This window comes from Citrobacter sp. Cf136, from assembly GCF_030333815.1.
Classification (GTDB): domain Bacteria; phylum Pseudomonadota; class Gammaproteobacteria; order Enterobacterales; family Enterobacteriaceae; genus Citrobacter; species Citrobacter freundii.
This window is the reverse complement of sequence record NZ_JAOWFE010000035.1, coordinates 128,621-147,238: the sequence shown is the minus strand read 5'-3', so window position 1 is coordinate 147,238 and position 18,618 is coordinate 128,621. Positions and strand designations below refer to the sequence as shown.

Below are 18,618 nucleotides of genomic sequence, written 5' to 3'. Positions count from 1 at the left end.
TATACGAAATATTTCTTGTGCCAGGGCTGAACTGGAAACGACAACCGAATAGACATATTGAATCCAGGTGTTAGTATTCAATAGACAGCAGTTATGAGTATGCGTGTTTCATTTCCGGCCAGGAACGCTGATGATGACAACATTAGTACCCGATTTCGCAGCATTTTCGTCACTCACTTCCTTCGCGGTGTGCGTTGCTATAACGCCTGTCCGCACTCTGGCCATTATTTCTCATTCCTTCTCATCCCGGATGGAATCTCCCGCTGAATAGCTGTTCAGTGGGCTTTGTGACACGCATCGTTTGATAACAGGGATTACGGCGGGTCGGATATGGAAAAGATTAAGCGTCATCTGGTGTGGTGGGGCGCGGGTATTGTGGTGGTGGTTGCTGCAATAGCATGGTGGATGTTGCGTCCTGCGGGGATTCCGGAAGGTTTCGCGGCCAGCAACGGCAGAATTGAAGCTACCGAAGTGGATATTGCCACCAAAATTGCCGGGCGTATCGATACGATCCTCGTATCGGAAGGACAGTTCGTTCGTCAGGGCGAGGTACTGGCGAAAATGGATACCCGCGTGCTGCAGGAGCAGCGGCTGGAAGCTGTCGCGCAAATCAAAGAAGCCGAAAGCGCGGTGGCGGCGGCACGAGCGCTGCTGGAACAGCGGCAAAGTGAAATGCGCGCCGCGCAGTCGGTGGTAAAACAGCGCGAGGCGGAACTGCAGTCGGTCTCTAAACGTCACGTTCGCTCCCGTTCGCTATCCCTGCGTGGGGCTGTATCCGAGCAACAACTGGATGACGACAGGGCTGCGGCTGAAAGCGCTCGCGCGGCACTGGAATCCGCAAAGGCGCAGGTCTCTGCGGCAAAAGCCGCAATTGAAGCCGCTCGTACCAGCATCATTCAGGCGCAAACCCGCGTAGAAGCCGCGCAGGCCACCGAACGTCGCATAGCCGCTGATATTGATGACAGCGAGCTGAAAGCCCCGCGCGATGGTCGCGTGCAGTACCGTGTCGCCGAACCGGGCGAGGTGCTTTCCGCGGGCGGTCGCGTACTGAATATGGTCGATCTCAGCGATGTCTACATGACGTTCTTCTTACCTACCGAACAGGCAGGTTTATTGAAGATTGGCGGTGAAGCTCGCCTGGTGCTGGATGCCGCGCCGGATCTGCGTATTCCGGCGACCATTAGCTTTGTGGCTAGTGTCGCGCAGTTCACACCGAAAACGGTCGAAACCAGTGATGAACGGCTGAAGCTGATGTTCCGCGTTAAAGCGCGTATCCCGCCAGAGCTGTTGCAGCAGCATCTGGAGTACGTGAAAACCGGTCTGCCGGGCATGGCGTGGGTGCGTGTTGATGAAAATCGCCCCTGGCCTGACGACCTGGTGGTGAGGTTGCCGCAATGACGCATCTGGCGCTGGTTCCCGTTCCTCCCGTGGCGCACCTTGACGGCGTGAGTCAGCATTACGGGAAAACGGTCGCGCTAAACAACATCACGCTGGATATCCCTGCCCGCTGTATGGTGGGGCTTATTGGCCCGGATGGCGTCGGAAAATCGAGCCTGCTGTCGCTCATCTCCGGCGCGAGGGTCATTGAACACGGCAACGTGATGGTGTTGGGCGGCGATATGCGCGACCCAAAACATCGACGGGATGTCTGCCCGCGCATTGCCTGGATGCCGCAGGGGTTAGGGAAAAACCTGTACCATACGCTGTCGGTGTATGAGAACGTCGATTTCTTTGCCCGGCTGTTTGGTCATGATAAAGCGGAACGCGAAGCGCGGATTACCGAGCTGCTGAACAGCACCGGCCTGGCACCGTTTCGCGACCGTCCCGCCGGGAAACTCTCGGGCGGGATGAAGCAAAAACTGGGGCTGTGCTGCGCGTTAATCCACGACCCGGAACTGTTAATTCTCGATGAACCCACCACCGGGGTCGATCCGCTGTCCCGCGCCCAGTTCTGGGATCTAATTAACAGCATTCGCCAGCGGCAGACCAACATGAGCGTGCTGGTTGCGACCGCTTACATGGAAGAAGCCGAGCGCTTTGACTGGCTGGTAGCGATGAACGCCGGGGAGGTGTTAGCCACCGGGAGCGCCCAGCAGCTACGCGAACAAACCAACAGCAACACGCTGGAGCAGGCGTTTATCGCGCTGCTACCTGAAGCCCAGCGCCAGGCACATAAGCCGGTGGTGATCCCGCCGTATCACGCTGAGCAGGAAGAGATTGCCATTGAGGCGAAAGACCTGACTATGCGCTTCGGTAAGTTTGTCGCCGTTGACCACGTTAACTTTCGTATTCCGCGCGGGGAAATCTTCGGTTTTCTCGGCTCCAACGGCTGCGGTAAATCCACCACCATGAAGATGCTCACCGGTCTGCTACCCGCAAGCGAAGGTGAGGCCTGGTTGTTTGGGCAAGCGGTTGACCCGAAGAATATCGATACCCGCCGCCGGGTGGGCTATATGTCGCAGGCGTTTTCGCTCTACAGCGAGCTGACCGTCCGGCAAAACCTCGAACTACACGCGCGGCTGTTCCATATCCCCGAAGCGGAAATCCCCGGGCGTGTACAAGAGATGAGCGAGCGTTTTTCGCTGACCGATGTCGAAGACGCGTTGCCCGGCGCGCTGCCGTTGGGGATCCGTCAACGCCTGTCGCTGGCGGTGGCGGTGATCCATCGCCCGGAAATGCTCATTCTTGATGAGCCGACCTCCGGGGTCGATCCGGTGGCGAGGGACATGTTCTGGCAACTGATGGTCGATCTGTCGCGGCAGGACAAAGTGACCATTTTTATCTCCACCCACTTTATGAACGAAGCGGAGCGCTGCGACCGGATGTCGCTGATGCACGCCGGAAAAGTGCTGGCCAGCGGCACGCCGCAGGAACTGGTGAAACAGCGTGGCGCTGCCAGTCTGGAAGAGGCGTTTATCTCCTGGTTACAGGAAGCGGCAGGCCCGGCACCGGAAGCTCAGTTACCGCCAGCCAATGTTCCGATAGCGCATGAAAATAGTCAGCCGCCGCGGCAGGGCTTTAGCCTGCGGCGGTTGTTCAGCTACAGCCGCCGTGAAGCGCTGGAACTACGACGCGATCCGGTACGTTCAACGCTGGCGCTGATGGGCACAGTGATCCTGATGCTGATCATGGGCTACGGCATCAGCATGGATGTGGAAAATCTGCGTTTTTCGGTGCTCGATCGTGACCAGACCGTCAGCAGCCAGGCGTGGACGCTGAATCTGGCGGGATCGCGCTATTTTATCGAACAGCCGCCGCTCACCAGTTATGACGAGCTGGACAAACGGATGCGTTCGGGCGAAGTGGCGGTAGCAATAGAGATCCCGCCAAACTTTGGCCGCGATATCGCGCGTGGCACGCCGGTGAAGATTGGCGTCTGGGTCGATGGCGCAATGCCGAGCCGTGCTGAAACGGTCAGAGGCTACGTACAGGCGATGCACCAGACCTGGCTGCAGGACGTGATGGCGCGGCAACCCAATTCCAGTGGGCAAAACGGGCTGATGACCATTGAAACTCGCTATCGTTACAACCCGGATGTAAAGAGTCTGCCGGCGATTGTTCCGGCGGTGATCCCGCTGCTGCTGATGATGATCCCCTCGATGCTCAGCGCCCTCAGCGTAGTGCGTGAGAAAGAGCTGGGGTCGATTATCAACCTGTACGTTACGCCCACGACTCGCAGCGAGTTTTTACTCGGCAAACAGTTGCCGTACATCGTGCTGGGCATGCTGAACTTCCTGCTGCTGTGTGCGCTGTCAGTTTTTGTGTTCGACGTCCCGCATAAGGGGAGTTTTTTAACCCTGACGCTGGCCGCGCTGTTGTACGTCACCATTGCCACCGGGCTGGGTCTGTTAATTTCCACGTTTATGAAAAGCCAGATCGCGGCCATTTTTGGTACGGCGATTATTACGCTGATCCCGGCGACGCAGTTTTCCGGGATGATCGATCCGGTCGCCTCGCTCGAAGGGCCTGGACGCTGGATTGGTGAAATTTACCCGACCAGCCATTTTCTGACCATCGCGCGTGGGACGTTTTCTAAAGCGTTGGATCTGACCGATCTCTGGCAGCTGTTTATTCCGCTGGCGGTAGCCATTCCGGTGGTGATTGGTCTGAGCGTATTACTGCTGAAAAAACAGGAGGGGTGATGCGCCGATTACGCAATATTTATAACCTCGGTATCAAAGAGTTGCGCAGCCTGCTGGGTGACAAAGCGATGCTGACGCTGATCGTCTTTGCCTTCACGATTTCGGTTTATTCTTCCGCGACCGTCCTGCCGGGTTCGCTGCATTTGGCTCCGATTGCTATTGCCGATATGGACCAGTCGCAGTTGTCGAACCGGATTGTGAACAGCTTTTATCGCCCGTGGTTTTTACCGCCGGAGATGATCACCGCTGATGAGATGGATGCCGGACTGGACGCCGGGCGCTACACCTTCGCCGTGAACATTCCACCTGATTTTCAGCGTGATGTGTTGGCCGGTCGGCAGCCGGATATACAGGTTAACGTCGATGCCACGCGGATGAGCCAGGCCTTTACCGGCAACAGCTATATCCAGAATATCATCAGCGGCGAGGTGAACAGCTTTGTGGCGCGTTACCGTGACAACAATGAGCCGCCGGTGGCGTTGGAAATGCGTATGCGCTTTAACCCTAATCTGGAACCTGCCCGCTTTGGCGCGGTGATGGCGATTATCAACAACATCACCATGCTGGCGATCGTGCTTACCGGGTCGGCGCTGATCCGCGAGCGCGAGCACGGGACAATAGAACATCTGCTGGTTATGCCGGTGACGCCGTTTGAGATCATGATGGCAAAAATCTGGTCGATGGGTCTGGTGGTGCTGGTGGTTTCCGGTTTATCGCTGATGCTGATGGTAAAAGGCGTGCTCGGCGTACCGATTGAAGGTTCGATACCACTGTTTATGCTGGGCGTGGCGCTGAGCCTGTTCGCCACCACCTCGATCGGAATTTTTATGGGCACGCTGGCGCGCTCTATGCCGCAACTGGGGTTACTGATGATTCTGGTACTGCTGCCGCTACAGATGCTCTCTGGTGGTTCTACACCGCGTGAAAGCATGCCGCAGGCGGTGCAGGACATAATGCTGACTATGCCAACTACCCATTTTGTCAGCCTCGCTCAGGCGATACTTTACCGCGGCGCTGGGTTTGGCATCGTCTGGCCGCAGTTCCTGACGCTGTTGGCGATTGGCAGCGCGTTCTTCCTGATAGCGCTGCTGCGCTTTAGAAAGACGATTGGCACGATGGCGTAAACATTATTGCCAGGGGGGGCTTCGCTTGCCTGGCCTACAAACGGTAACGGAGTAGGCCGGATAATGCGTAGCCGCCATCCGGCAACGAAACAGGCAATTACTCTTCTTTCGGCAGGCACTGCAAATGACCGTGGCGCACGCCGCGTTGGGAGATCACGTCATCGGCAAAATGCTGTACATCGCCCATGTCGCCTTTTAGTACGGCGATTTCCAGGCAGTCGTCATGGTTGATGTGCACGTGCAGCGTGGCGACCGATAAATCGTGGTGGTGGTGTTGGGTAGAAACAATGCGGCTCGCCAGGTCACGCTTCTCATGCTCATAAACATACGAGAGCACCGCGAAGCCCTGAGTGCCGTGCTCCTGAGTGGTTTCCTGCGCCAGTGCGCCGCGCAGAATATCGCGGATCGCTTCGGAACGGTTGTTGTAGCCACGGCGCTGACTCAGGCCGTCGAGCGTTTCTAATAAATCGTCATCAAGTGTGATGGTGATACGTTGCATCAGATTTCAACCTTACGATATTGCGCGGCGGCGCACGGGAATGAAAACATTACAGCCTGTGTACGGCGTCGGCGGTCAGGGTAAATGGCGTGGGGGTGCAAACCGCCAGGCTCAGGGTATCGATCTGGCACTGGCTGACGGAGAGTGAGGAGGTCAGCGCGGTACTGTCGACGCTGACGATTTGCCAGGCACTGCCGCCGCGCTGTTTCACGATAGCTTCTTTACGCGTCCAGATGCGCCAGAACGCCGCCAGCTGTTGCTCCGGGTGTTCGGCTTCAACTTCAGCGTGTTCCCCAAGACTGAATACCGTATTTGCCAGCGTTTGCCAGTTATCGCGCGGGCGAATAACTTCAATATCGCAGCCGACTTCCCCTTCGTCGCTGAGCAGCAGGACGATGTCATCGCCGCTATGGCTGAGATTGAACCACAGCGGCGTGTCGGCGGAAAAGGCCGGTTTTCCTTGCTCGCCATAGATGATGTTCGGTAATGGCGAAAGGGCATGGGAAAGCAGCACACGACCTGCCAGCCAGCGCGCACGGCGAACACCTTGCGGCGCTTGCTCTTTCATCGCGGCAGGCAGTTCGCCAGCGCTTAAAACAGAAACTTTCCCATGAACGATCCGGTACATATCAGGACTAACCTTTAGTAATAATGGGGTTGTGTACCACTCTTCACATGCTGTTTGCAAGTTTATCCCGGTAATCGACTTTTGGGCCTGCCGGGTCCCAGTAAAATTGCCAGTTTGCTACCGCCTGTGGTCGTTTCCATCCAGATTTTACACACGCTGGTTAGCGGCACGGAGAGCAGCATGCCTACCGGGCCGAGCAGCCATCCCCATACCAACAAAGAGAGGAAGACGATAAGCGTCGATAATCCCAGCCGATGCCCCATCATGCGGGGTTCGAGGATATTGCCAATAACCATATGCACCACCAGGAACAGCGCACCCACCAGTACGCATTCGTAAATGCCGTTGAACAGCAGCGCCTGGATCATGGGCGGGACGGCGGAAATGACCGAGCCAATGTTGGGCACGTAGTTTAGCAGGAAGGCCAGCACGCCCCACATCAGAGCAAACTGAATCCCCATCAGCGCCAGACCCAGCCAGATGATGGCACCGGTCCATAAGCTGAGCAACGTTTTCAGTGCCAGATAGTGAGATACGCCCTTGAGCGCCCGATGCAGCCCCGCAATATGGATTTGTGGGTTGTTCAGCGAAAAGCGCAGCTTATAAGGAACATGACGTACCTCAAACAGCATAAAGACGACCGTCATCACCAGCAGAACGACGCTGGCCATGGCGCCGGAAAGACTTGTCATCAGCGTGGTGGTGAAGGTCATTATTTTGTCGGAGTCCATGCGTTGTAGCATGCGCTCCGGGGACATATGCAGATTTAAAAAGGGAACCATCTCTTGCAGATGCAGGACCTTACGTGTCAGCTCCTTGTTGTATTTGGGTAGCATGGCCATGAATTCCGTGATCGAAGATGCGAGGACGCCGATCAGTGCCGTGAGGACGAACAGCATCACCACCACTACGAGCGTAATGGCAACCGGGCGACGTACTCCCCGGCGAATAAACCAGGCGACCAGTGGATTCAATACAATGGCAAAAAAGAGGGCCAGCAGCAGTTGCACAATGATATCCGCCGCGGCATGAATACCGGCGAGGATCACCACCAGAGCAGCCAGTTTGAGTAAAATGTGCAAACCCGTTTTATCGGGCTGAGCGGTTGTCATATTTTCTTCCTGTTTGCGTTTTTGCATTAAGTGTAGCGGCTGGCTTGCGGCTGAGATTCCTAAACTGACTGCTGATTTCTGCGCGGCAACATGGTAGAAATGAAACACTGTTGTGAAAACGTGGTGACCCTTCATGCCCGAACCCGTCGCTGAACCGACGCTGAGCGGTTTACGCCTTAATCTGCGCATTGTCTCTGTGGTGATGTTCAACTTCGCCAGCTATCTGACCATCGGCCTGCCGCTCGCGGTATTGCCGGGCTACGTCCACGATGTGATGGGGTTCAGCGCCTTCTGGGCTGGGTTGGTTATCAGCCTGCAATATTTCGCTACGCTGCTGAGCCGTCCGCATGCAGGTCGCTATGCTGACCTGCTGGGGCCAAAGAAAATTGTGGTATTCGGGCTGTGTGGCTGCTTTTTAAGTGGTCTGAGCTATTTGCTGGCAGGATCAACGAACGGTTGGTCGTTGGCTAGTCTGCTGCTGCTGTGTCTGGGGCGGGTGATTCTCGGAATTGGGCAGAGCTTTGCCGGAACTGGCTCTACGCTGTGGGGCGTGGGGGTGGTTGGCTCAATGCACATCGGACGGGTGATTTCCTGGAATGGCATCGTGACCTATGGCGCGATGGCGATAGGCGCGCCGCTGGGCGTTCTGTTTTATGCCTGGGGGGGCTTACAGGGGCTGGCGCTGACCGTGATGGGCGTGGCGCTGGTGGCGATACTGCTGGCGCTCCCTCGTCCTGCGGTGAAGGCCAGCAAAGGCAAACCGTTGCCGTTTCGCGCGGTGCTCGGGCGCGTCTGGTTGTACGGTATGGCGCTGGCCCTGGCCTCCGCTGGATTTGGGGTGATCGCCACGTTTATTACCCTGTTTTATGATGCCAAAGGCTGGGACGGAGCAGCTTTCGCGCTGACGCTTTTTAGCTGCACATTTGTCGGCACTCGACTGTTGTTCCCAAATGGTATCAACCGTTTAGGCGGGCTGAATGTGGCGATGATCTGCTTTAGCGTCGAGATTGTCGGGCTGCTGCTGGTCGGGATGGCTTCCATGCCGTGGATGGCGAAAATCGGCGTTCTGCTGGCTGGGGCTGGGTTCTCACTGGTTTTCCCGGCGCTGGGCGTGGTAGCGGTAAAAGCCGTCCCGCAGCAAAATCAGGGCGCTGCGCTGGCGACCTACACGGTGTTTATGGATTTATCGCTGGGGGTTACCGGGCCGCTGGCCGGGTTGATAATGACGTGGGCGGGCGTGCCGGTTATCTATCTGGCGGCAGCTGGGCTGGTGGCGGTGGCGCTATTGCTGACCTGGCGGCTAAAAAAACGGCCTCAGGTGGTGTCACCGGAGGCCGCGTCATCGTCTTAACCGTTACTGGATAACCAGCGTGTTAATGATGTTTTCTGCGGTAGTCTGCGCTTTTTGCTGATCGTCAGCAGGCAGCGTGATTTGCAGGGTCAGCAGTTGATTGTCCACTTTACCCAGCACTACGGAAGAGTAAGCGGTCTGGCCTTTGGCTGAGATGATGCTGTCTAACTGCTGCAGCGTGTGGCCTTTCAGCTCAATAGATTTATTAGTGACGACCTGCAGCTGTGGGTCGCGGCTACGCTGCTGATCTTCCAGACGTTTTGCCAGCACGGCCAGGTCTTCGTTGGTGTTGTCGCCAACAATCACAATCACCGCTTTCTGGCCGGTTGCGTCAGAATAGACGTGCATATTGTTCGCCTGGGTGCCCAGCTTGCCGCTCTGATCGGTCATATCTGCTGGCAGGGAAAAACTGAGTTTGCCGTCCAGCAGGCTGACCGGTTGTCCGCTGGCGCTACTTTCCGCGGCAGCACCCTCGGCTGGCGCTTTTGTATCGCTATTATCACAGGCTGCAAGCCCCATAACCAGCAGGCCAATACCGACATATTTAACCAGATTGCGCATTGACTTCTTCCTTTCGATAAACGGCCATAACGGCTCATTCGTCCATCTTATCACAACTCGGAAAATGAACCTTTAACTCGTCTGCAATGCAGCGATTTCGGATTTATCTGCCAGCCTTTTCAGCAACATATTCAGCAGCACGCCGTACATCGGCAGGAAGAAAATAATGCTGATCAGCACCTTGAAACAGTAATCGACCAGTGCGATTTCCATCCAGTGCTCGGCCATGAAGGCATCCGGGCTACGCCAGAAAGCGATAAAGAAGAAGGCCAACGTATCGCTGATATTGCCAAATAGCGTGGACGCTGTCGGTGCCAGCCACCAACGACGGTTCTGGCGCAGGCGGTTAAAGACATGCACATCCAGAATTTGTCCCAGCGCGTAAGCCATAAAGCTGGCGGCGGCGATACGGGCAACAAACAGGTTAAAGTGCAGCAGTGCGCCAAATCCCTGCCACGATCCCATATAAAACAGGGACGAAACGACATAGGAGATCAGCAACGCGGGGATCATCACCGCAAAGATGATACGTCGAGCCAGCGGCGCGCCAAAAATACGCACGGTCAGGTCGGTCGCGAGGAAAATAAACGGAAAGCTAAACGCGCCCCATGTGGTATGGAAACCAAAAATGGAGATTGGAAGCTGCACCAGATAGTTGCTGGAGGTGATCACCAGCAGATGAAATAGCGATAGCCAGAACAACGCTTTTACGCGCTGAGTTTGTGTAAACGGAGTCATATTGTGACCTTTTTGTTGGATGGGGTGAGGGAACCCAATAAAAAACCGTCGCATGATACTGCTTTAAGAGCACATTGCAATGGTTGTTTTTCACGCAATCGTTAACCTGATTGGCTTACGCCACAACAGAGCGTAAAATAACGCCGTTTTTGTATGAATGAGACGACGATGAGCGACCTGTTTACTTCCCCCGACCATACTCTTGATGCCCAGGGACTGCGCTGCCCGGAACCGGTGATGATGGTGCGTAAAACCGTACGTGGCATGCAGGCCGGTGAAACACTGTTGATTGTCGCCGACGATCCGGCAACAACCCGCGATATTCCTGGCTTCTGTACCTTTATGGAGCATGAGCTGGTGGCTAAAGAGACCGACTCGCTGCCGTACCGCTATCTGCTGCGTAAAGGTCACTAGTTTTGTTTGCCGGATGGCGCTAACGCTTATCCGGCCTACAAAGAACGTGTAACCCGTAGGCCGGATAAGCGTTAGCGCCATCCGGCAAAAAACTATCCTTTACGTAACAACCGCAGCGCGTTAGCGGTCACCAGTACCGTTGCCCCCGTATCGGCCAGCACTGCCAGCCACAATCCGGTTATCCCGAGCAGCGTGGTGACGAGGAAAATCCCCTTCAGGCCCAGCGCAATCGCAATGTTCTGGCGAATATTGGCGTGGGTGGCCCGCGCCAGTTGAATCATTTGCACCAGACCGCGCAGGCGGTTGTGGGTCAGGGCGGCATCGGCGGTTTCCAGCGCAACGTCGGTACCGCTTCCCATCGCAATGCCGATGGTAGCCGCTTTCATTGCCGGAGCGTCGTTGATACCGTCGCCAACCATCGCCAGCGGCGATTGTCGGTTGAGATGGGTAACGGCCTGCACCTTATCTTCCGGCAAGAGTCCTGCTTTAAATTCGAGACCCAGTTCACCGGCAATGGCGGCCGCCGCACGCGGGTTATCACCGGTCAGGATCACGCCTTTCACGCCAATCTGATCAAGCTCGGCGATAGCGCTGCGAGCGTCGTCGCGCAGCGTGTCCTGTAGGGCCAGCACGCCGAGTACAGTATCGTTACGCAGCACCAGCACCACCGTTTGGCCCGCGCTTTCCAGCTCGCTTATCTGCCCGGCAAAGGCATCAGCAGGCTGCTTACCGGCGGCGCAAATCAGCACGCGTTCGCCGTTGACCAGCGCTTCAATTCCAGAGCCAACCAGAGCCCGTTGCTCTCTTGCGACAGGAATAGTCAGTTCGCGTGTTTGTGCTTCCCGGACAATCGCTTGTGCCAGCGGGTGTGTCGCACCTTGCTCTACCGCTGCCGCCAGCGCCAGCAGTTCAGCTTCGCCAATACCACTCGCCGGGTGAATCGCAGTGACGCGCGGTTTACCGATGGTCAGGGTGCCAGTTTTATCAAACGCCACCTGCGTGACCCTACCCAACTGTTCCAGCGCGGCACCGCCTTTGATTAACGCTCCACGACGCGCCGCGGCGGCAAGACCAGAGGTAATGGCTGCGGGGGTTGAAATCACCAGTGCACAAGGACAGCCAATCAACAGCAGCGTCAGTCCTTTATAAATCCACTCCTGCCAGGATGCGGCAAACAGCAGCGGCGGCACGAGGGTGACCAGCAGCGCAACCGCCATAATTGCTGGAGTGTAAATTCGACTGAAACGGTCAATAAAGCGCTCAATGGGGGCGCGACGTTCTTCCGCTTCTTCAATAAGCTTCAGAATACGATCAATGGCGCTGGCGCCCGGTTCGGAGAGCACTTCCAGTGTAACCAGACGGTCCACGCTGGTGGCACCTGCTGGGACTTTCTCGCCGGTGGCGCGTTCAACCGGGATCGATTCGCCGGTCAGGGCGCTTTCATCAAAACTGGCAAAGCCGGAGACCAGTTTGCCGTCGGCAGGTAAACGCCCACCCGCGGCAACTTCAATAACATCGCCAGGGCGGAGGCTATTAATAGCCACCTCTTCGCGCTCGCCGTTACGCAGGCGCGTGGCGGTTTCCGGTTTGAGCGCCATCAGTGCGCTGACCCCTTTACGGGCGCGGCTGGCGGCCCATCCTTCCAGGCGTTCGCCAATTAAAAACAGCAGCAGCACCATGGCGGCTTCCGCCGTCGCGCCGATAAACAGTGCGCCGATGGCGGCCACGCTCATCAATGTTTCAATGGCAAAGTAGCTGCCGGTTTTCATCAGACGCAGGGCCTGACGGGCAATGGGATACAGACCGACCAGCGTGGTGGCGATAAACGCTATCTGACCGAAGGGATGATTGAACTGCTCCAGCCCCCAGCTAATCGCCATCATGATAATCAGCGAAATCAGCGGTAGGTTTTCTTTAAAACGTGACTCGCGGGCGGCGTCCGTCGCGTGCTCATCGCGCAGGGTATAACCTGCTTTTTGCACCGCGTTTTCAACTTGCTGGCGGATATCGGAACCGGCATCGACCACCAGTTTTTCAGTGGCGAACAGAACCTGGACCTGGTTGACGCCGCTGACCTGGCGGACCGCATTCTCTACTTTGCGGGCGCAGGCTGCACAGTCCATGCCTGCCACTTTCCAGGAATAGCGGGTACCTAGTACGGTATCGGATACGGGCGGTGTAGTGGAGCAGCTGCCTTCGCAGCAGCAGTCATCCGGCTTTTGTGGCGCAGGCGCTGGCTTGAAAGAAGAAAATTGTGGGGCCTTTTTGCCACTGGTATCAGGTGTCGACATGGCATCCTCCGGTTGATAATCATTTCGTATTAACCGGAGGATACACTCTGGAGTCGACTCCAGAGTCAAGCGTTTTAAAGATACAGCGAACGAACAATCAGGAAATGCCCGGCGAAGTAGCAGGCGGCGGCAATGGCGTTATCGGCGCGAAAGCGACGACGGTAATGGCTACTCAGCCAGACAATATTGCCGATGAACAGGAGCGATGCGCCCATAAATGCCGACAGCGCCGGAGCGGTCGGGCGGAAGAACCACAGTTCGCCAGCCATCCAGACCATCATCAGCGTGATGCCAATAAAGGTACAAATAGCAATGCGCAACTCTTCCAGACGCGTCCAGATCACGGCGATCAGCAACGCCCCCAGTACCGCCAGCACCAACGGCAAAGGCCAGAAGAACGACAGCGTCATTTGGCTGGCGAAGTAAATGGTATACAGCAGATGCGACAGGAAGAATGCCCCCACTGCGTACAGCAGGCGTTGGCGCGGCAATAACGTCAGCGCATCGCCCAGCAGCGAGGCCAGCAGACCAGCCAGCACCAGATAGCTGATAGCGTTAAACATTGGCGCCTGCCAGGCCAGCAGCGCCAGCAGGAGTAACGTCAGGGGTTTAAAGACCCAGCGTTGCCAGGCGGGCCCACGATAGGAAGCATCCACGAACAACCATGCGGAAAGGCAGACAGCGATAAACGACCAAAGCATCTTAGTTCCTTGAATTCGTTATTTTTTCGTAAGCGGGGTGCTTACGGCTCTACTGTCCAGTGTAGAGGTCGACACTGCCAGATGACAACACCATAACGGGCAATGTATGCTTATTTCCGCATTTTCTGATGGGTTAATACTATGAGCAAACCACCACTTTTTTTCATTGTTATCATTATCTTAATTGTTGTCGCCGCGTCGTTTCGCTTTGTTCAGCAGCGGCGTGAAAAAGCCGATAATGATGCGGCGCCGCTGGTGCAAAAGCAGGTGGTGGTGAGTAACAAACGGGAAAAACCGCTTAACGATCGACGATCCCGTCAACAGGAAGTGAGCCCGGCGGGAACCAGCATGCGCTATGAAGCCAGCTTTAAGCCACAAAACGGCGGCCTGGATCAGACGTTTCGTCTGGATGCTCAGCAGTACCATGCGCTAACGGTCGGGGATAAAGGTACGCTAAGTTACAAAGGTTCGCGTTTTGTTGATTTTACGCTTGAACGCTAAGGTGTCATCTGACTGCAGCCGGATGGCGGCTTACGCCTGATCCGGCCTACAGATTTTTTCGCCCCGGCTCGCAACGTGCCGCCGGGCGAAAAGATCGCAGTTACTTCTTCAGCTGATCTTTAATCTTCTTCTGCCACACCAGTAGCTCAAAGACGCCGAACAGAAAAATACGGATTTTCTCTCCGTTGGTCATCTGCGGGCCATCTTTAGGCATGGTGCTTTTTAGTAGCGCCAGCTGCATGCCATGCATCAGCACCATAAATATCAGTGCGACGTTAACGAAGATGTTAAGCGGGCGTGGAAAGGGTTGGAAAATATTCAGTAGTAAAAATGCCCAGACGCACAGCATCAGCAGGCGTCCCAGGTTAATCAACATCGTGTTCTCCTCGTGCTTCACGTTGGTACAGGCGATAGGCGACCTGTCCGGCAACTTTCTCACGGTATAGCGACCAGTTCACCGGAACCGGCGGCAAACCGTTTTCTACTTCGCTTTCAACGTAAATATACGCTTCATTTGCCAGCCAGCCATGAGTTTCCAGAAGCGTTAATGTTTCTTCCAGTAACCCTTTGCGAAACGGCGGATCCACAAATACCACGTTATGCGGCGTACCCGTCTGAGCCAAAAATGTCAGCGTATTGGTATTGACGACGCGGGCATGGGAGGCTTTCAACGTGGCGAGATTCTTTTGTAGCTGCTGAGATACCGCGCGATCCATCTCCAGAAGCGTCGCATTTGCCGCATAGCGAGAGAGGGCTTCCAGCCCCAGCGCGCCGCTGCCGGCGAAGCAGTCCAGACAGTGAGCATCGACCATTACCGGGGCCAGCCAGTTAAACAACGTTTCGCGCACACGGTCGGTGGTCGGACGCAGGCCGGGGCTGTCCGGAACCGGGAGTTTACGGCCACGCCATTGCCCGCCAATAATGCGGATCTGGCCGCTACCAGAGTGATTCGGTTTTTTCATTTCTATTATTGCTCAATCCGCCTATAGCATGTCATTCCAGGCGGTGATGTGAGTTAAGTTAACCCGTCGCCTTTCAAGTTACCTCTTCGTTGGCTGCACTTACTCACCCGAATCACTTACTAAAAGTAAGCTCATCGGGATTCGTGCGCTTGCCGCCTTGACGTAACTCGAAATTCATTGGGTATAAGTGATAGACTATTTCATCATTTTTTTAGCTGCTATGTACATAGCGTTGACGCTGTGCCATTAAGCAACAGCGGGGGAGTGTAGTCGCAAATGGCGAAAGAGAAAAAACGTGGCTTTTTTTCCTGGCTGGGCTTTGGTCAAAAAGAGCAGGCACCGGAAAACGAGACAGAAGTAAAAAACGAAGAACAACAACCGGTTGCTGAAGAAACTACCGTCGTTGAAGAACAGCCGCGCGCCGAGGAAACCCGTAGCGAGGCGGAAACGCAAGCCTTTGCTGCTGAAGTCGTTGAAGTAACTGAACAGGTTGCGGAAATTGAGAAACTGCAGCCGGAAGAAGAACCTGTCGCCGAACAAGCGCAGCCGGAAATTGAGCCGGTTGCTGAACCCGTTGCTGAAACTGTAGTGGAAACGCCAGCGGCGGTGGTTATCGAACGCGAAGAATTGCCGCTGCCGGAAGAGGTGAAAACCGAAGAAGTTTCTGCCGAAGAGTGGCAGGCCGAAGCGGAAACCGTGGAAATTGTTGAGGCGGCTGAAGAAGAAGCTGAAAACGAGCCGCAACTGACCGACGAAGAGCTGGAAGCACAGGCGCTGGCCGCTGAGGCTGCTGAAGAAGCGGTTATGGTGGTGCCGGTAGAAGAACCTGCTGTAGAAGAACCGGTAGAAGAAGAGGTAGTCCAGGAGCAGGAAAAACCAACCAAAGAAGGTTTCTTTGCGCGACTAAAACGCAGCCTGCTGAAAACAAAAGAAAACCTCGGTTCCGGATTTATCAGTCTGTTCCGTGGTAAAAAGATCGACGATGATCTGTTTGAAGAGCTGGAAGAGCAACTGCTGATCGCCGATGTGGGCGTAGAAACGACCCGTAAGATCATTGCGAATCTGACAGAAGGTGCCAGCCGCAAGCAGCTTAAAGATGCGGAAGCGCTGTACGGCCTGCTGAAAGAAGAGATGGGCGAGATTCTGGCGAAGGTTGACGAACCGCTGAATGTTGAGGGCAAAACACCATTTGTTATCTTAATGGTTGGCGTCAACGGTGTGGGCAAAACCACCACTATTGGTAAGCTGGCGCGTCAGTTTGAACAGCAGGGTAAATCAGTAATGCTGGCGGCGGGCGATACTTTCCGTGCGGCGGCGGTAGAACAGCTGCAGGTCTGGGGTCAGCGTAATAATATTCCGGTGATTGCTCAGCATACCGGTGCGGATTCCGCGTCCGTTATCTTTGATGCCATCCAGGCGGCGAAGGCGCGTAACGTAGACGTGCTGATCGCTGATACCGCAGGGCGTTTGCAGAATAAATCGCACCTGATGGAAGAATTGAAAAAAATCGTTCGCGTCATGAAGAAGCTGGACGAAGATGCGCCGCATGAAGTTATGCTGACTATCGACGCCAGCACCGGGCAGAATGCGATAAGCCAGGCCAAACTGTTCCATGAAGCGGTGGGCTTAACCGGTATCACTCTGACCAAGCTGGATGGTACGGCGAAGGGCGGGGTTATCTTCTCGGTTGCCGATCAGTTTGGCATCCCTATCCGTTATATCGGTGTGGGCGAACGTATCGAGGATTTACGTCCGTTTAAAGCGGACGATTTTATAGAGGCACTTTTTGCCCGAGAGGATTAACAATGATTCGCTTTGAACATGTCAGCAAGGCCTATCTCGGTGGGAGACAAGCGCTGCAGGGAGTGACCTTCCATATGCAGCCTGGCGAGATGGCGTTTCTGACCGGCCACTCCGGCGCGGGGAAAAGTACCCTGCTGAAGCTGATTTGTGGAATTGAACGGCCCAGCGCCGGGAAAATCTACTTTAGCGGGCATGACATCAGCCGTTTGAAAAACCGCGAAGTGCCGTTTCTGCGTCGTCAGATTGGCATGATTTTTCAGGATCACCACCTGCTAATGGACAGAACCGTGTTTGATAACGTGGCAATTCCGCTGATCATCGCGGGCGCCAGCGGGGACGATATTCGTCGTCGCGTGTCAGCGGCGCTGGATAAGGTCGGGCTGTTGGACAAAGCGAAAAACTTCCCTATTCAGCTCTCTGGCGGTGAACAACAGCGCGTCGGCATTGCCCGTGCGGTGGTGAATAAACCAGCGGTGCTGCTGGCGGATGAACCAACGGGGAACCTGGATGACGCGCTGTCGGAAGGGATCCTGCGCCTGTTCGAAGAGTTTAACCGCGTCGGGGTCACGGTATTAATGGCCACGCACGATATTGGCCTGATCTCCCGTCGCTCCTATCGCCAAATGGTTCTGAGCGATGGACATCTGCATGGAGGCCTGGCGCATGAATAGACGTGACGCTATTAACCAAATCAAACAGTTCGGTGGCCGACTGGATCGCTTTCGTAAATCGGGCGGTGCGCCGGGTGACGGCGGTCGCAACGCGCCTAAGCGTGCGAAGGCCGCGCCAAAGCCGAACTCGCGTAAAACCAATGTCTTTAATGAGCAGGTGCGTTATGCGTTCCAGGGCGCGTTACAGGACCTGAAAAGCAAGCCGCTGGCGACATTCCTGACGGTGATGGTTATTGCCATCTCCCTGACGCTGCCAAGCGTGTGCTATATGGTTTATAAGAACGTAAACCATGCAGCAAGTCAGTATTATCCGTCCCCGCAGATCACCGTTTACCTGCAAAAAACGCTGGATGATGATGCGGCGGCGCGGGTGGTTGGTCAGTTGCAGGCCGAGCAGGGCGTGGAGAAAGTGAATTATCTTTCCCGTGACGACGCGCTGGGCGAATTCCGTAACTGGTCTGGATTCGGCGGTGCACTGGATATGCTGGAAGAGAACCCGCTGCCGGCCGTGGCGGTGGTGATCCCGAAACTGGACTTCCAGGGTACGGAGTCGCTAAACACGCTGCGTGACCGCATCGCACAAATCAACGGTATTGATGAAGTGCGGATGGATGACAGCTGGTTCGCTCGTCTGGCGGCGCTGACGGGCCTTGTCGGACGCGTTTCCGCGATGATTGGCGTGCTGATGGTAGCGGCGGTCTTCCTCGTCATCGGTAACAGCGTGCGTCTGAGTATTTTTGCGCGTCGCGATACCATTAACGTGCAAAAACTGATTGGCGCGACGGATGGATTTATCCTGCGTCCGTTCCTCTACGGCGGGGCACTGCTCGGTTTTTCCGGTGCATTTCTTTCACTGATTTTGTCAGAAATTTTGGTGATGCGTCTGTCGTCAGCGGTGACTGAAGTGGCACAGGTATTTGGAACCAAGTTTGATATCAATGGCTTATCATTCGATGAATGCCTGTTATTGCTGCTGGTATGCTCGATGATTGGCTGGGTGGCAGCCTGGCTTGCCACGGTTCAACATTTACGCCACTTTACCCCCGATTAAAAAATCTCTGGTATAATCTTTCCCTGCACTGAGTAGTTCGCTCTGCAGGGAAAGAGTCCCTGTGATCTC

18 protein-coding genes are annotated in these 18,618 nt (G+C 55.5%); 9 read left to right on the top strand and 9 right to left on the bottom strand.

The annotated features are described in order from the left end of the window. The first annotated feature begins 330 nt into the window (after positions 1-330). The 3 genes from OGV98_RS13135 to OGV98_RS13125 are packed head-to-tail and all read left to right on the top strand — an operon-like array spanning position 331 to position 5,266. Entirely contained in the window at positions 331-1,398 is a 1,068-nt protein-coding gene (locus tag OGV98_RS13135; RefSeq protein ID WP_003023381.1) for an HlyD family secretion protein, read from the top strand. Next, complete coding sequence (gene rbbA, locus OGV98_RS13130; protein WP_003846160.1) at positions 1,395-4,142, top strand: ribosome-associated ATPase/putative transporter RbbA; 2,748 nt, start codon at positions 1,395-1,397, stop codon at positions 4,140-4,142. The genes OGV98_RS13135 and rbbA overlap by 4 nt, the downstream gene beginning before the upstream one ends. Then, positions 4,142-5,266 carry an ABC transporter permease gene (locus tag OGV98_RS13125; RefSeq protein ID WP_003837801.1) on the top strand — a complete coding sequence of 375 codons (1,125 nt, stop codon included), beginning with the start codon at positions 4,142-4,144 and terminating at the stop codon, positions 5,264-5,266. The genes rbbA and OGV98_RS13125 overlap by 1 nt, the downstream gene beginning before the upstream one ends. Before the next feature lie 97 nt (positions 5,267-5,363). Here OGV98_RS13125 and nikR read toward each other — a convergent pair whose 3' ends face one another. The 3 genes from nikR to OGV98_RS13110 form a co-directional block, all read right to left on the bottom strand. Continuing rightward, positions 5,364-5,765: a nickel-responsive transcriptional regulator NikR gene (nikR, locus tag OGV98_RS13120; RefSeq protein WP_003023387.1), complete on the bottom strand. Its 402-nt coding sequence runs from the start codon at positions 5,763-5,765 to the stop codon at positions 5,364-5,366. A 49-nt stretch (positions 5,766-5,814) separates the two neighbouring features. Then, positions 5,815-6,393 carry a 4'-phosphopantetheinyl transferase AcpT gene (acpT, locus tag OGV98_RS13115; RefSeq protein ID WP_003837810.1) on the bottom strand — a complete coding sequence of 193 codons (579 nt, stop codon included), beginning with the start codon at positions 6,391-6,393 and terminating at the stop codon, positions 5,815-5,817. A gap of 62 nt (positions 6,394-6,455) precedes the next feature. Next, entirely contained in the window at positions 6,456-7,505 is a 1,050-nt protein-coding gene (locus tag OGV98_RS13110; RefSeq protein ID WP_003023393.1) for an AI-2E family transporter, read from the bottom strand. Between the two features lie 133 nt (positions 7,506-7,638). On the opposite strand from OGV98_RS13110, the gene OGV98_RS13105 reads away from it, so the two are divergent. Beyond that, positions 7,639-8,856: an MFS transporter gene (locus OGV98_RS13105; protein ID WP_202580946.1), complete on the top strand. Its 1,218-nt coding sequence runs from the start codon at positions 7,639-7,641 to the stop codon at positions 8,854-8,856. Positions 8,857-8,859: 3 nt separating this feature from the next. Here OGV98_RS13105 and OGV98_RS13100 read toward each other — a convergent pair whose 3' ends face one another. Beyond that, a complete protein-coding gene (locus tag OGV98_RS13100; protein WP_003837816.1) occupies positions 8,860-9,417 on the bottom strand; it encodes a DcrB family lipoprotein in 558 nt (185 codons plus the stop codon). A gap of 72 nt (positions 9,418-9,489) precedes the next feature. Further along, positions 9,490-10,155, bottom strand: a complete 666-nt coding sequence (locus OGV98_RS13095; RefSeq protein WP_003837818.1) for a 7-cyano-7-deazaguanine/7-aminomethyl-7-deazaguanine transporter — start codon at positions 10,153-10,155, stop codon at positions 9,490-9,492. Positions 10,156-10,323: 168 nt separating this feature from the next. Between OGV98_RS13095 and tusA the strand changes: the two genes are divergently transcribed. Further along, a complete protein-coding gene (tusA, locus tag OGV98_RS13090) occupies positions 10,324-10,569 on the top strand; it encodes a sulfurtransferase TusA (RefSeq protein WP_003023404.1) in 246 nt (81 codons plus the stop codon). 92 nt (positions 10,570-10,661) lie between these two features. Here the strand turns inward: tusA and zntA are convergent, their stop codons facing one another. After that, positions 10,662-12,860, bottom strand: a complete 2,199-nt coding sequence (zntA, locus tag OGV98_RS13085) for a Zn(II)/Cd(II)/Pb(II) translocating P-type ATPase ZntA (protein WP_200012043.1) — start codon at positions 12,858-12,860, stop codon at positions 10,662-10,664. Between the two features lie 74 nt (positions 12,861-12,934). Continuing rightward, on the bottom strand, positions 12,935-13,561 hold the full coding sequence (locus OGV98_RS13080) for a lysoplasmalogenase (protein WP_102191070.1): 627 nt from the start codon (positions 13,559-13,561) through the stop codon (positions 12,935-12,937). Between the two features lie 141 nt (positions 13,562-13,702). On the opposite strand from OGV98_RS13080, the gene OGV98_RS13075 reads away from it, so the two are divergent. After that, positions 13,703-14,062, top strand: a complete 360-nt coding sequence (locus tag OGV98_RS13075; RefSeq protein WP_061549121.1) for a DUF2500 domain-containing protein — start codon at positions 13,703-13,705, stop codon at positions 14,060-14,062. 100 nt (positions 14,063-14,162) lie between these two features. Here OGV98_RS13075 and OGV98_RS13070 read toward each other — a convergent pair whose 3' ends face one another. Together OGV98_RS13070 and rsmD are read right to left on the bottom strand one after the other, a co-directional pair. After that, positions 14,163-14,438, bottom strand: a complete 276-nt coding sequence (locus tag OGV98_RS13070) for a DUF1145 family protein (protein WP_003023415.1) — start codon at positions 14,436-14,438, stop codon at positions 14,163-14,165. Next, positions 14,428-15,024 (bottom strand): 16S rRNA (guanine(966)-N(2))-methyltransferase, encoded by a 597-nt coding sequence (gene rsmD / locus OGV98_RS13065; RefSeq protein WP_003837832.1) that lies wholly within the window; start codon positions 15,022-15,024, stop codon positions 14,428-14,430. Before rsmD ends, OGV98_RS13070 begins: the two co-directional genes overlap by 11 nt. Positions 15,025-15,300: 276 nt before the next feature. Here rsmD and ftsY point away from each other — a divergent pair, with 276 nt between their 5' ends. From ftsY to ftsX, 3 genes are read left to right on the top strand one after another with little or no spacing between them, the layout of a single operon-like run. Continuing rightward, complete coding sequence (gene ftsY / locus OGV98_RS13060) at positions 15,301-16,827, top strand: signal recognition particle-docking protein FtsY (RefSeq protein ID WP_003837834.1); 1,527 nt, start codon at positions 15,301-15,303, stop codon at positions 16,825-16,827. A gap of 2 nt (positions 16,828-16,829) precedes the next feature. Continuing rightward, positions 16,830-17,498: a cell division ATP-binding protein FtsE gene (gene ftsE / locus OGV98_RS13055; protein WP_003023420.1), complete on the top strand. Its 669-nt coding sequence runs from the start codon at positions 16,830-16,832 to the stop codon at positions 17,496-17,498. Next, positions 17,491-18,549, top strand: coding sequence for a permease-like cell division protein FtsX (gene ftsX, locus OGV98_RS13050; protein WP_003837835.1), 1,059 nt, complete (start codon positions 17,491-17,493; stop codon positions 18,547-18,549). The genes ftsE and ftsX overlap by 8 nt, the downstream gene beginning before the upstream one ends. The last annotated feature ends 69 nt before the right edge of the window (positions 18,550-18,618 follow it).

Excerpts from the sequence above, each read along its gene's own strand:
- OGV98_RS13095 (WP_003837818.1), bottom strand. The coding sequence starts at position 10,155 with ATGACTCCGTTTACACAAACTCAGCGCGTAAAAGCGTTGTTCTGGCTA.
- OGV98_RS13125 (WP_003837801.1), top strand. The coding sequence starts at position 4,142 with ATGCGCCGATTACGCAATATTTATAACCTCGGTATCAAAGAGTTGCGC.
- OGV98_RS13135 (WP_003023381.1), top strand. The coding sequence starts at position 331 with ATGGAAAAGATTAAGCGTCATCTGGTGTGGTGGGGCGCGGGTATTGTG.
- OGV98_RS13110 (WP_003023393.1), bottom strand. The coding sequence starts at position 7,505 with ATGACAACCGCTCAGCCCGATAAAACGGGTTTGCACATTTTACTCAAA.
- nikR (WP_003023387.1), bottom strand. The coding sequence starts at position 5,765 with ATGCAACGTATCACCATCACACTTGATGACGATTTATTAGAAACGCTC.
- rbbA (WP_003846160.1), top strand. The coding sequence starts at position 1,395 with ATGACGCATCTGGCGCTGGTTCCCGTTCCTCCCGTGGCGCACCTTGAC.
- ftsE (WP_003023420.1), top strand. The coding sequence starts at position 16,830 with ATGATTCGCTTTGAACATGTCAGCAAGGCCTATCTCGGTGGGAGACAA.
- OGV98_RS13075 (WP_061549121.1), top strand. The coding sequence starts at position 13,703 with ATGAGCAAACCACCACTTTTTTTCATTGTTATCATTATCTTAATTGTT.
- OGV98_RS13100 (WP_003837816.1), bottom strand. The coding sequence starts at position 9,417 with ATGCGCAATCTGGTTAAATATGTCGGTATTGGCCTGCTGGTTATGGGG.
- ftsY (WP_003837834.1), top strand. The coding sequence starts at position 15,301 with ATGGCGAAAGAGAAAAAACGTGGCTTTTTTTCCTGGCTGGGCTTTGGT.
- OGV98_RS13080 (WP_102191070.1), bottom strand. The coding sequence starts at position 13,561 with ATGCTTTGGTCGTTTATCGCTGTCTGCCTTTCCGCATGGTTGTTCGTG.
- acpT (WP_003837810.1), bottom strand. The coding sequence starts at position 6,393 with ATGTACCGGATCGTTCATGGGAAAGTTTCTGTTTTAAGCGCTGGCGAA.
- tusA (WP_003023404.1), top strand. The coding sequence starts at position 10,324 with ATGAGCGACCTGTTTACTTCCCCCGACCATACTCTTGATGCCCAGGGA.
- ftsX (WP_003837835.1), top strand. The coding sequence starts at position 17,491 with ATGAATAGACGTGACGCTATTAACCAAATCAAACAGTTCGGTGGCCGA.
- rsmD (WP_003837832.1), bottom strand. The coding sequence starts at position 15,024 with ATGAAAAAACCGAATCACTCTGGTAGCGGCCAGATCCGCATTATTGGC.
- zntA (WP_200012043.1), bottom strand. The coding sequence starts at position 12,860 with ATGTCGACACCTGATACCAGTGGCAAAAAGGCCCCACAATTTTCTTCT.
- OGV98_RS13070 (WP_003023415.1), bottom strand. The coding sequence starts at position 14,438 with ATGTTGATTAACCTGGGACGCCTGCTGATGCTGTGCGTCTGGGCATTT.
- OGV98_RS13105 (WP_202580946.1), top strand. The coding sequence starts at position 7,639 with ATGCCCGAACCCGTCGCTGAACCGACGCTGAGCGGTTTACGCCTTAAT.